The 13265-nt window shown below is 44.8% G+C and carries 10 protein-coding genes; 6 read left to right on the top strand and 4 right to left on the bottom strand.

The window, feature by feature from the left end; translation table 11 throughout:
• Nucleotides 1–3: 3 nt before the first annotated feature.
• The 3 genes from MMAH_RS09955 to MMAH_RS09965 are packed head-to-tail and all read left to right on the top strand — an operon-like array spanning nt 4 to nt 2279.
• Nucleotides 4–1110 (top strand): FtsZ/tubulin family protein, encoded by a 1107-nt coding sequence (locus MMAH_RS09955; RefSeq protein WP_013038425.1) that lies wholly within the window; start codon nt 4–6, stop codon nt 1108–1110.
• Nucleotides 1111–1139: 29 nt separating this feature from the next.
• On the top strand, nt 1140–1820 hold the full coding sequence (locus tag MMAH_RS09960) for an ABC transporter ATP-binding protein (RefSeq protein WP_013038426.1): 681 nt from the start codon (nt 1140–1142) through the stop codon (nt 1818–1820).
• A 9-nt stretch (nt 1821–1829) separates the two neighbouring features.
• Nucleotides 1830–2279, top strand: a complete 450-nt coding sequence (locus tag MMAH_RS09965; protein WP_013038427.1) for a PPC domain-containing DNA-binding protein — start codon at nt 1830–1832, stop codon at nt 2277–2279.
• On the opposite strand, the gene MMAH_RS09970 is transcribed toward MMAH_RS09965, so the two are convergent.
• The gene (locus tag MMAH_RS09970; RefSeq protein ID WP_013038428.1) at nt 2276–2653 is read right to left on the bottom strand and encodes a transcriptional regulator; all 378 of its coding nucleotides are present in this window, start codon (nt 2651–2653) and stop codon (nt 2276–2278) included. The genes MMAH_RS09965 and MMAH_RS09970 overlap by 4 nt on opposite strands.
• Nucleotides 2654–2804: 151 nt before the next feature.
• On the opposite strand from MMAH_RS09970, the gene eno reads away from it, so the two are divergent.
• The gene (gene eno / locus MMAH_RS09975) at nt 2805–4082 is read left to right on the top strand and encodes a phosphopyruvate hydratase (RefSeq protein WP_013038429.1); all 1278 of its coding nucleotides are present in this window, start codon (nt 2805–2807) and stop codon (nt 4080–4082) included.
• Nucleotides 4083–4088: 6 nt separating this feature from the next.
• Nucleotides 4089–5258 (top strand): ABC transporter permease, encoded by a 1170-nt coding sequence (locus MMAH_RS09980; RefSeq protein WP_013038430.1) that lies wholly within the window; start codon nt 4089–4091, stop codon nt 5256–5258.
• 1 nt (nt 5259) lies between these two features.
• Here the strand turns inward: MMAH_RS09980 and MMAH_RS09985 are convergent, their stop codons facing one another.
• The 3 genes from MMAH_RS09985 to katG form a co-directional block, all read right to left on the bottom strand.
• Nucleotides 5260–8016 carry a DNA-directed DNA polymerase gene (locus tag MMAH_RS09985; RefSeq protein WP_013038431.1) on the bottom strand — a complete coding sequence of 919 codons (2757 nt, stop codon included), beginning with the start codon at nt 8014–8016 and terminating at the stop codon, nt 5260–5262.
• A 217-nt stretch (nt 8017–8233) separates the two neighbouring features.
• Nucleotides 8234–8422, bottom strand: coding sequence for a hypothetical protein (locus tag MMAH_RS09990; protein WP_048902202.1), 189 nt, complete (start codon nt 8420–8422; stop codon nt 8234–8236).
• A gap of 69 nt (nt 8423–8491) precedes the next feature.
• Nucleotides 8492–10669: a catalase/peroxidase HPI gene (gene katG, locus MMAH_RS09995; RefSeq protein ID WP_013038432.1), complete on the bottom strand. Its 2178-nt coding sequence runs from the start codon at nt 10667–10669 to the stop codon at nt 8492–8494.
• 445 nt (nt 10670–11114) lie between these two features.
• Here katG and MMAH_RS10240 point away from each other — a divergent pair, with 445 nt between their 5' ends.
• Nucleotides 11115–13013, top strand: a complete 1899-nt coding sequence (locus MMAH_RS10240; protein ID WP_013038433.1) for a sensor histidine kinase — start codon at nt 11115–11117, stop codon at nt 13011–13013.
• The last annotated feature ends 252 nt before the right edge of the window (nt 13014–13265 follow it).

Genomic DNA, 13265 nt, shown 5'->3' on the forward strand with positions numbered 1-13265 from the left:
TAATTGCTCAATATACTTATGGTCGGGAACGGACAATGTGGCAACCGTATCCTGGACTCTATAAACAAGCAGGCATTCGGCTCCAAAAGTCGCTTTGCCAAGTTCTACTCAAAACAACAGTATAAAAGTAACGTGCAAACCCTTGCCATAAATACTGCCGTAAATGACCTCAAAGAAATGAAATATACAAAGGCAAAGGACCGAATTCATATACCTCATCTGCATGGAGTTGGTGCAAACAGAAACGTGGGAAGGAAAGTTTTTGATGAAAATAAATCCCAGATTATGCGCAACCTCGATGAGAGGGGCAGTTTCGATATTGCTTTTGTTATAACTTCTGCCTCCGGGGGTACAGGGTCATCTTTTACTCCGCCCCTGATTCGGGAATTGAAGGAACAAAATGATTATCCGGTATATGCAGTAGTTGTCCTTCCCTTCAGGGAAGAAGGGACATTGTATCTGCAAAATACCGCATTTGCCCTCAAGGATATAAGGGAAAGCGGAGTTGACGGGATAATCCTTGCAGATAACCAGTACCTCAAGCAGATGGGTGGAGATATGGAATCTGCCTATGATTCCATAAATGAGATGATCGCAAAAAGGCTGATCTTCCTGCTGGATTCCCTGGACAGCGAGATGATGATGGTCACTGATCTGGGTGATTTCAAGACGGTCATGAGCGGAGGAGCAGGGATTGCAACCATTGGTTACTACGAAGCAGACGGGGAAGTGCCTATCAGAACAGCCATACAAAAGGCTGTATCCCCCAGTGGATTACTGTTCAATACTAATGTTTACGAGGAAGCAAGCAGGTCCATGATGATCATCAAGGGTGACAAGAGTTACCTGAGTATCGATGAAATCTCTACGGAAGTTGAGAAACTTTCTGATTCAGTGGGCCATGTTTTCAAAGGAATAATCGTCCGCAAAGGTGAATATCCCCGCGTACTGTCTGTCCTTACCCTTGAATCCGCTTCCGAGCTGGAAGAACTCTATCATCTTGCAGTCGATGCTATCAATACCGAAAAAGAGAAAAAGGAACGAGTCCAGGAAGACAAGGAAGTTGATAAGGCATTCTCCCAGATCGAAGGTCTGGAACCGCATTACTGATATGATGTGCAATGTTTCCAGGGAGAGACATGCCAAAAACAGACAATATAATCGAAATCCGTGGATTGGAAAAAGTCTATGGAGATGGTGTCGAGGTAAAGGCGCTTGACGGACTGGACCTTGATGTGAAAAAAGGGGAATTCCTTTCCATAGTTGGCCCTTCAGGGTCCGGAAAAAGCACCTTACTCCACATGATAGGTATTCTGGACACGCCCACAAAAGGCACTATCCTGATTGACGGCCAGGATGTCACCAGCATGGATGACCAGCAGCGATCCAGTGCACGAAACACATTGCTTGGTTTTATATTCCAGTACCATCACCTTTTACCCGACTTCACCGCACTGGAAAACGTTATGATGCCTCTTTTGATAGCCGGCAAAAAAAAGGATGAAGCCACCAGAGAAGCTGAAAAATTGCTCAATGAAGTTGGACTTAAAGACCGTCTGCACCATTTCCCGGGCCAGCTTTCCGGAGGACAAAACCAGCGTGTAGCTGTGGCAAGGGCACTTGTAAACCGGCCAAAGATCGTCATCGGAGACGAACCTACCGGGAATCTGGACAGCCGTTCCAGTGACAGGGTCTACGAACTTTTAAGAAAACTGAACCGGGAATTTGACCAGACATTCATCCTGGTGACCCATGATGAAAACATGGCCCGCAAAACCGACAGAATCGTCAGGATCGTAGATGGAAAAATTACTGAATAAGGGAATAACATGGAATACAGAGAAGGTAAGATAGGAAGAGTATTTGTCCTCAGGGTAGATGATGGTGAAGACATACTAGAAAGTATAACGGCCCTGGCAGAAGAAAAAGAGATAGAAAAAGCATTCCTTTTCATGCTGGGAGCATGCAGGACTGCAAACCTGGTCACCGGCCCACTCAAAGATATGATCCCTCCAGAGCCCCTATGGAATTCATTTGTGGACCCGCACGAAATAATCGGTATTGGCAACATAATGCTTGAGAACAAAAAACCCGTAGTCCATCTCCATACCGGTCTGGGTAGGGATGGAAAAGCCAGTATTGGATGCATGCGAAAGTACAATGAAGCCTTCATGGTAACGGAGATTCTTCTTCTTGAAATTGACGGAATGGATGCTGTGCGCAAATTTGACAGTAAAAGAGGATTTGCCCCTATCAATTTCGGGGAAAAAGAGAATTAATTACATATCTGTTTAAGCCTATTGAGAGCGTGAGATTTACATTCTATTTCAGCCGATATATCATTTTCCAGATTTCTCATGAATCTGTCAAAGGGTAATTTTAATTTATAGTAACGGCGAGGCCTGCCCCTATCTTTTGATAACTTCTGATCCCAGGACTCCACTATACCTTTTTTGCATAAGGGTTTCATGGCAACACTTACTTCTGGCTGCCTCAGGCCAGTGAGATTTTCAATCTGGCTTGATGTTAGTGAATCACCATCAATAAGGCAGGTCATAGCTAGAGCTTCTATGCGGGAGAGGTAGAGGTTTTGGAGTAGGTCTGCAATCTCCCTTTTGCTGGAATCAAGCTTTATGAAAGCAGCATCATTCATAAGGGAAGAAGGATGGCTCCATTAATATATATTTTATGAATACGTTATAGGTAGATACGTACAAAGCATTAACAACAAAGATTTCAGGGACAAGAATATTATATATACAGTAATTTCCTATTCAGTAAACAAAGTCCAAGGCGGAATTATCATGAGTTACAGGGCAGAAGAAGCAGGATACCGGATAGAAAAGATTCATGCAAGAGAGATATTGGACTCCAGGGGTAATCCCACAGTGGAGGTTGATGTGTTCACGCCAAAGGGTTTTGGCAGGGCCAGTGTCCCTTCAGGAGCTTCCACAGGAACAAACGAAGCCATTGAAATGCGGGATAAGGAGGATGAACGCTACAATGGTAAAGGTGTCCTCGATGCCGTGGACAATGTCAATACAACAATCGCCGGGGAACTGACGGGTTATGACGTGCGCAGCCAGAGGGAGATTGATGGGTTGATGATAGCCCTTGATGGAACCGACAACAAGATAACTTTCGGTGCAAATGCCATCCTGGGTGTTTCAATGGCTGTTGCCAATGCAGCTGCAGATTCCCTCAATATGCCCCTGTACAGGTACCTTGGAGGATCTAATTCCTTTGCACTCCCCGTTCCAACAATGAACGTTCTCAACGGCGGCAAGCATGCAGGCAATGGTCTTGCAATCCAGGAATTCATGATCCAGCCCAAAGGAACTGATACTTATTCAAATGCCCTGAGAATGGGAAGCGAAACCTATCATGCGCTGGGAAATGTCCTTGAGGACAAATATGGTGCTTCTGCAACCAATGTGGGATATGAGGGGGGGTATGCTCCACCCATCGACCAGACGGTCGACGCCCTGGATGCTCTGGTAAGTGGCATCGAAGAAGCGGGATATACCGAGTCCGAGGTGACCATCGGGATGGACGCAGCTGCCTCTGAGTTTTTCGATGGGCAGAACTACAATATCGACGGGACCAGCATGACCGGAGCAGAACTTACCGATTTCTACGTCGACCTGATTGACACATACCCTATAGTAATGATTGAAGACCCCTTCCATGAGGAAGCCTTTGAGGATTTCGCAAACCTCACCAATGAAGCCTGGGAGACCATCATTGTGGGGGATGACCTGTTTGTCACAAATGTTTCAAGGCTTGCCAAAGGCATCGAGATGGAAGCTGCAAATGCTCTATTACTCAAGGTAAACCAGATCGGTACTCTCTCTGAGGCTTTCGATGCTGCAAGCATGGCATTCCGCAGCGGCTATAATGTGGTGGTAAGCCACAGGTCTGCAGAAACCGAGGATGTGATGATTGCAGATATTTCAGTGGCAATCGGAGCGGACCTCATCAAGACCGGAGCTCCGGCCAGAGGGGAAAGAACTGCCAAGTACAACCAGCTTCTGCGTATTGAAGAAAACCTGGGAGATGCTGCACGTTATGTGCAGCTCTAAACCTTTATGTTCGAATTCAGGATTGCACGCAGACATATCGCTTCAAAACAGCGCAATACATTCTTTTCCGTTCTTGCTGTAGCGCTTGCCGTAGTGGTCATTGTGGTCCTGATGTCCCTAATGACCGGATTTACCGATGAACTGATAGAAAAAACAGTGGAAAACTCTCCTCATATAGTGGTGTATCCTGCAGAGGAAAAGGATGCAGGTATACATCTCTATGATTACTATAAATCTGTAATTGAAAACACACCGAAGGTTACCGCTTCCTCTGCATACCTTGAAAAACAGGCCGTGATTACATACCGGGATAATTCCGCAGGGATCAACATATTCGGGGTGGTTCCTCCGGATGAAGACAATGTGATGCACCTTAAACCCGATATTGTGAAGGGGAATTATGAAGACCTTGCCAGAAGTGGCAAAGGTATCCTTATCGGGGATGAGCTGGCCGATGACCTGGAAACAAGACCTGGGGAATGGATACAGATCAATTCCCCTCAAGCCGGCGACCTTTCGCTGAAAGTTATCGGGATTTTTGACAGTGGCACCGGCCGGGACAAAAGTGTTGCCTATGCAAGACTGGAAACCCTGCAGGATTTTTATGATGAGAAGGGAACAATTACCGCAATATCCATGCGTGTCACAGATCCCTACGATGCAGAGAAAACCGCTTTGGAAATTGAAAAAGCAACAGGTCTAAAGGCTGATAGCTGGATTGAGATCAACAGTCAACTCCTGGAGTTACTCAATACCCAGAAGGTGCTTGTGTGGATTTACTATATCCTGATCTATATTACCGCAGGGTTTGGTATTGCCAACACACTGATCAATATTGTCATGGACAAGAAAAGTGAAATAGGAATGCTCATGGCAATGGGCACTTCCAGAAAAAGCATCACAAAAATATTCCTTATAGAATCCACGATCCTGGGAGCTTTCGGCCTGATGCTGGGTCTTGTAGTGGGATATTTTACAGCTGTGGCAATCGGGTCCTACGAAATAGAATTGCCTGCCGAAATGTATCTGGGACTTACACGTATGCCCATGAAGATCGAGACAATGAATTTCCTTTATGCAGCAATTTTTGCTTTTATAATAAATATGATCGCGGGAGTGTATCCGGCAAGAAAGGCATCAAAGCTGGATCCCGTGGAAGCCATAGAAAGTATATGATTCAGAAATCAAGAAGGGAACTCTGGTTGCCGCTTTCTGGAAGTTTTTCCTTTTCAGGCTCCCTTATTTCGGCATTCATCTGACATCCGTTGTCAGAAGGTTTGGATTTTGAAAAATCAAAAAGCCCTTTTTGCCTGGAGTCATGATCCAGGGTTGCCATATTCACACCAAATACCGAAAGGATACGTTCCACCGGAGGAAGGAGCTGCTTCTGGATATAATAATCAACATCCAGGGCTATATTGTGCTGCCTGACATAGTCAGGATCTTCCGCACGGTTTACAAAAAGATCCTTGCCCGCAACTATCACAAAGGGAATTCTCTCTCCAATGGAAGGACGCATTCCTGTACGCTGTTCTATCTTCTCCACAACGGTGAGATGGGGTTGTTTGTTTTTGTAACTTGAAGGGCTCTTGGAAAAGGTCTTTGTCAGTACCAGATCATCAATAATATCAGAATCCCGGGTGACGTCCAGATTGCGCACCCTGTCCACAGTGGTTTTCACATGTTCCACTGCCTTTTCGACATTACCTTCTTTCAGTACATATTCCAGTACCCGGTTTAACATATTGGATGTCAGCTCACACCAGTCACGCCTGACGGTTTCCAATCCCTTGACCTTGATCTTATCCTTCCAGCCGCCTTCTGCAGGTTCAAACAGCCATTGTGCATAGCGTTTCTTTGCTACGAGCAGGACACGCCTGGCGGTGGCTTCGAACTCCAGTTCCATGGGATCCGGCAGGGAGGCTGTTACCAGGGAAGCAACTTTACTGCCCACCCGTGCAGATTCTTCCAAAGTCAGGTCATCAGGAGATAGTTCCCTGTTATCCCTGTCCATACAATGCACAAAAACACTGTCCGTATCCCCGTAAACAATGGAAAGGTTAACTTTTTTGTCATCAGATCCAATCTCGCCTGCTTCATCCCTGAAATAGACCTCGTCATTTCTGAGCACCACACTGCCTATCTGGCTGCATACAATCTCCTCGGTGCGGGCGATATTTTCCCTGCCAATACTTGTTACTGAGCCGGCCATTCCCAGACTGTACAGACGGGCCCGTGCATAACCGGAATAGCCATAAAAACTGTTGAGCAGGATTTTCAGGGCAAGCTGGGTGGCATCAAGGACACGGTGTTGATTTTCATCCCGGGTCTTTTTCATTATTTGCTTGGTCTCACTGCGCCTTCTCAAAAGGTCCTCGAGTACCGAGGGTACGATGCCTTTATACAGATGGGGTTTGACAAATTTATCTCCGGTTGGAGAGATTATAAGGTCATCTGTTTTTAGATTGGTATCTTCCACAACGGTAGTATAGCAGAGATTGTGGGCCATTATAATAGTGGGATAAAGTGACTTATAATCCAGCACAAGCACGTTTTCATGTAACCCCTTGTGAGGTTCAAGGACTGCCCCTCCTTTGAGGTTCTCATTCAGCTTCCTTCTTTGCTGGGAAGTGTGTTCATCGGGTTTGGATGACATGACCCTGTTCTGCTTGCCATATTCACTCAGGAGCAATTGTTCGACCATATTGGTCTGGCCACCGCTTATCACATCCTGAAGCAGGGTACCGCTGACCTGGGATACAGCTATATGCTTATCGAGCAATTTTAGTTGCATAAGCAGTTCAAGAGCAAGCTCGGAGTCGCGTCTGGCATAATTAATAAACTCGTAGAGTTTGGCACCGTCGTCCTCCCAATATTCTTCCATGTCCTGAGGAGAAACATCCAGTTTTTCCTTGCCGAGCAATTCATGGGAGACATTCCTGAGTGTATAGCGTTTCAGGCTGAATTCCTGCCTTATAAGGGGCAAAACATCTACAACGGCCCTGCCGGTGATATCAACCATTGTGCGAGTGCCTATTTTCCTGTAAGCCAGACTCCTGCCATCCCTGCCGACATCTGATATTATTCTGTGCCCATTTTTGTTGAGAATGGATACACGATCTGTTACATAGGGAATATCAAAATCATTGCTGTTGTAGCCAGTCACTACGTCGGGATCGTATTCCCTGAAGATCTCAAAAAATCTGGACAACATGGAAGCTTCATCCTGACAGGTTTCCACATCAGTGTCCACGCCATCAGCAGGCTTGGCTATCAGGACTATGGTTTCTTTGCCCTGATAGGCCGGTGCAAAGGAGATACTTATCATTATGACTGGAGAAGTTTCAGGGGTGGGCATATTGCCATCCACTGGTAAACACTCGATGTCAAAAGCCAGGTGTCTCAGAGGGGCAGGTTCCTTTCTTTCAAATTCTTCCACGTCCTCACTGCTGCAGGTTATATTACATAGAGGAAGATTCTGCAAGGGCTCCTGAGGGGTTAACCGCATCCAACCCATCCCATGCAGGTTCCTATCAATTAGAAAGCGGTTCCTGAATAGGATATCTGCCTCGTAGATCTCTTTTACAGCAGGCATGGTGGCTATATCATCCCTTATCTCAGGTACGTTACCCGGATCATGGGTAATTATCTTTAACATGCGGATGGGTGTGGTCTGGTAGCCTACCGGTTCAAACCTCTCAACCTCTTCAATGGCCTTTACCTGTTCGAACTTTTGTTTGATATCAGATGCAACCTGTTCCAGATCTGCATTACAGTTGACATAAAAGTAGGGTTCAAAGCCGGGTACCTGACAGCATATACTTTTACCTTCTGAGGAACGCCCAAACAGGCGGATTACAGGAGAATTATCCTGTCTGAAGTAGTCGGCATCTATGAGCTGGAATTCTAGCTGATCAGGTAGGTTTGTGGTCATGGTTTTCACTGTGAAAGGATGATTGATTGTGGGTATGCAGTATGAGTTTTCTTATTTATAATTTAAACCCTGTAACAGACCTGGAATATCCAAAGCCTTTGGAATTCCTATCAAACAATCATTGGTAACAAAAGAGCAAAGAAGATATTTTAAGATTTCATCGCAAAGTCACTTTTTGATCCTGCGATGGAAAACATCAACAATCGTCGAATATGATTTACTTTTCAGTTGCCTTTACACACTCTGCTTTTGTCATGGATGCAAGTATTTTAACTTCCTTTACATCCAATTCCAAGCCTCCAGCTACCCGGCTACCGTAATCGGGATCAGCTTTGAAGAACAGAGCAATCTGTGTCAGGACATAAAAAAGGTGGCGTTTCAGATTGCATTGAAACGCCGCGCTCATACACTACTAATAGTCCCCCGTGAGCTTTTAAAATATACTTTAAAACCCCTCGAAGCGTTGATGCTGCGATCAGGTGAGATCGAAGCGGTCAAGGTTCATTACCTTGTTCCACACCACTACAAAATCGTTCAGGAACTTCTCCTGGGAGTCCTCACTTCCGTAGACTTCCGCCAGGGCCCGGAGCTGGGAATTCGAACCGAAGATAAGATCGACACGGCTGCCGGTCCACTTGAGTTCTTCTGTTTTGCAATCACGACCCTCGAACACATCATCCGAGGTTGCCTTCCACTCCGTGTTCATGTCTAGCAGATTCACGAAAAAGTCATTGGTGAGCGTCTCTGGCCGTTTAGTGAAAACACCGTGCTGGGACTGTTTGAAGTTGGTATTCAAGACACGCATGCCACCCAGGAGAACGGTCATCTCAGGAGCTGTCAGTGTCAGCAGTTGCGCCCGATCCACCAGCAGTTCCTCTGCAGATACAGAGTATTTGGTTTTCTCGTAGTTACGGAACCCATCTGCTTTGGGCTCGAGTACATCGAATGCCGCAACATCGGTTTGCTCATCTGACGCATCCGTGCGTCCCGGTGTGAAGGGAACGGTCACATCGTGACCGGCATTCTTTGCCGCTTGCTCAATACCTGCACATCCACCCAGCACGATCAAATCGGCAAGTGAAACCTTCTTCCCGCCTGACTGGGCGTTATTGAATTCATTTTGGATTTTCTCAAGGATCTCAAGCACAGTAGCAAGTTGTTCAGGCTCGTTGACTTCCCAATCTTTTTGTGGCGCAAGACGGATGCGCGCCCCGTTCGCCCCACCCCGATTGTCGGAGCCACGGAATGTGGACGCCGATGCCCAGGCAGTCGATACCAGTTGAGAGACAGACAGTCCCGAGGCAAGGATCTTGCTCTTGAGATCTGCAATATCCTGTGCGTCGATCATCTCATGATCCACTACAGGAACCGGATCCTGCCAGATTAGTTCCTCTTCCGGGACCTCCGGGCCAAGATAGCGTGAGCGGGGACCCATGTCACGGTGGGTCAGCTTGAACCAGGCACGTGCAAAGGCGTCCTTGAATTCCTCGGGGTTTTCCAGATAACGTCGTACAATGGGTTCATAGATCGGGTCGAACTTCAGCGAGAGGTCCGCTGTGGTCATCATCGGCCGATGCTTCTTCGATGGGTCGTGGGCGTCAACGATCATGTCGTATTCGTCTACATCCTTGGCCAGCCATTGATTGGCACCAGCCGGACTCTTGACCAGTTCATACTCATATTTTAACAACACCCTCAGATAGCCCAGGTCAAATTTGGTAGGATTCGGTTTCCAGGCACCCTCAATGCCACTGCTGATGGTATCGCCGCCTTTACCACTACCAAAACTGCTCTTCCAGCCAAGGCCCTGCTCCTCGATGGGCGCTGCTTCGGGTTCAGGTCCCACATAGGACGCCGGGCCTGCACCATGACATTTACCGAAAGTATGCCCACCAGCGACCAATGCCACGGTTTCCTCATCGTTCATGGCCATGCGCGCGAAGGTCTCGCGGACGTCGTGGCCGGAAGCGACTGGGTCCGGATTGCCGTTTGGCCCTTCGGGGTTTACGTAGATGAGACCCATCTGCACGGCAGCAAGAGGATTTTCGAGATCCCGGTCACCGGAGTAGCGTTTGTCTTCAAGCCACACACTCTCGTTTCCCCAGTAAATATCCTTTTCCGGCTCCCATATGTCTTCGCGTCCGCCGCCGAAGCCGAAGGTCTTGAGTCCCATGGACTCAAGCGCGCAGTTGCCGGCAAGAATCATCAGGTCGGCCCAGGAGATCTTGCTGCCGTATTTTTGCTTGATCGGCCAGAGCAAACGGCGCGCCTTGTCGAGGTTCACATTGTCCGGCCAGCTGTTGAGAGGTGCAAAGCGCTGGTTGCCGGAGCCTCCGCCCCCACGGCCATCGCCCATGCGGTAGGTGCCTGCGCTGTGCCATGCCATCCTGATGAAGAGCCCTCCATAGTGACCGTAATCAGCCGGCCACCAGTCCTGCGAGTCGGTCATCAGCGCATAGAGGTCCTTTTTCAGAGCCTCCAGATCGAGTTTCTTGAACTCCTCAGCGTAGTTGAACTCTTCTCCCATCGGATTGGATTTGGAAGAATGCTGGTGCAAAATGTCAAGATTCAATTGATTCGGCCACCAATCCCGGATCAACGTGCCACCTCGAACAGTGGATCCTATTACCGGGTCCTTGCTATCTTCTTTCATGATGTTTTCTCCTCTCGTTGTTTGAATTTATGCACTGTGCTGGTATGAATATCGTGCTTCGATGCCCAACCTTCCAGTTAATGTTAGAAGGTTTATCGAAAAAACTAATAAAGCAATAGACAAAATCGATGATTGATTATACCCACACACCAACTGAGATTTTTAGTTTTGCTCTATTAATAGATTTTGGAGTACTGTAAGAAATGCTCTAAAAAGATGTCATGAATTCTATTTAATAATTGATCTCTGGATGAATGTCGAAGGTAGCCAAATGCATACGAAAATCTCAATTTAGTATTTCTACTTTTAACTAAAATTATTAAATATTTAATAAACAGAATGAAAGTAAAATTATCTATCGGAAATATATTCAATGTACTTTTATATCATTGTTTACATAGATAATTACTGCGTTAACCAGGGGAATAAATAGAGGGGAGTGTCAATGAATCCGCTGCCTAATTGTGAAAATATTGATAACTTCAATATATGGTCAGAAATCGTAAAACAATCAGTTGACAGTATAGTGGTTACTGATACCAATTCTGCAATTATCTACATGAATAAAGCGGCTGAACATCTTTTTGGATGGAGTTTTGAAGAACTGAAAGGTAGAAAAACAGATGTATTCAATGCTGAACAAATGTCAGAAGAGATTCAAAAAGAAATATATGATACTGTGGCTTCTGGTAAGATTTACAATGGGGAACTATTGAACAAAAAGAAAGATGGTACTTATTTTTACGTACAAATCAGAATATCCCCTATTTACGATAAAAAAGGAAATATAATTGCCTACATGGGTTCGCAAAGGGACATTACAAATCTAAAACAAACTGAAAAAAGATTACAACAAGAAAGGGAATTTCTGGAAAAATTAATTCAAACTTCTCCTGTAGCAATACATGGTACTGACACTAACAGTAACGTAATCATATGGAATGAATCCTCAGAAAAAATATTTGGATGGAGCCGCGAGGAGGTAATTGGCGAATTTTTGCCAACCGTTCCTGAAGAAAATATTGATGAACATCTCTCACTGCGCAATAGGGTATTGGCTGGAGAAACCATAACAGGTTATGAAGTTTGTCGATTGAGAAAGGATGGTTCATATCTTTATGGCAGTTTGTCTGTTGCTCCCATGTATGACCAGAAAGGAAATATCTTTGGCATTATGGCTAATATGGAAGATATTACTGAAAAAAAACAATATGAATATAAACTTAAGGAAGCCTTCAATCAACTGGAATCAATTCATTTTAATTTGCCAATTAGTGTATGGAGTGCCACCGTAGATGAAACTGGTGACTTTGTTGATACCTATATATCAGAAGGTGTCAATGAACTATTAGCCCTTCCTCCAAATACAATAGGAAATGATTTCAAAGCATTCTTAAATTATGTCAAACCCCACTATTTGCCAGAAATAAAGGATAAGTTTGAAGAGGGCATAAAAAATCCTGGCAAAGTTGTGTCTTTTGAGTATGAAGTCATTAATGGAAGTGGTGTGACAAGATGGTTCTTATCAAGTGGGAGAGCACAGGAAGAAAACGGTACAGTCAAGGTATATGGGTCTACGATTGACATTACCAAAAACAAGAATGCAGAAAAATCTCTCATCAACGCTAAGTTACTTGCTGAAAATGCAAATCGGGCCAAAACTGAATTTCTGGCCAATGTAAGCCATGAATTACGTACTCCACTTAATGCCATAATTGGTTTCTCTCAAATATTATCTACAAACAAATCCGGGAATTTGAATGATAAAGAGCTGAAATATGTATCAAACATCTTGAAAAGTGGCAACCATTTGCTTGAACTGATAAACAAAATTCTTGATATTTCAAAATTACAAGCAGGTAAACAAGATTTGGAAATCGAATATGTAGATTTTGCTGAAATTTGTGAGGATATAAAACCATTTATTGACCCACTTATAGCCAAGAAGAATCTTTCATTTGAATGTATTTTGGATTGTACGGATACAAACATTAAGGCCGATAAAACCAAGATGCTTCAAATAATGCATAATCTTCTGGGTAATGCAATAAAATTTACTCCTGAAAATGGGAGCATTGCTATCAATGCAAGATGTATTGGTGATAACTTCCAGGTGTCTGTAAAGGATACAGGTATCGGGATACCGGAGGCATCCCATAAAGATATTTTTCATAGTTTCAAGCAAGTAGATTCATCTGCTACAAGGAAATATGAAGGTACCGGTTTAGGGCTTGCGTTGGTGAAAGAATATATAGAGATGCATGGTGGCGATATATGGGTTGAGAGTGAAGTTGGGAAGGGTAGCACTTTCACATTCGTTATTCCTCAAAATCAATCATCATAATTGAATGGCTTCATTAGTCCAAATCACCACTAATCCTAAATTCCACATCTGAATGAAAACTACTTGAATCGGGCATAAAATGCACTACTTGAAAAGCCGTTGTTTTATTTCCGTTATCAAATCAGTCCGATTCCATAAACCAGATATACAATGCAGACATTACATTACTGGGTACAATCGACAAATTGTGATTTCAATAACAGTGTATGCGGAATACTTCTATTTAATTATCCATAGTACTAAATGGACACA

Origin of the sequence: Methanohalophilus mahii DSM 5219, assembly GCF_000025865.1 — an archaeon.
In the GTDB taxonomy this organism is placed as follows: domain Archaea; phylum Halobacteriota; class Methanosarcinia; order Methanosarcinales; family Methanosarcinaceae; genus Methanohalophilus; species Methanohalophilus mahii.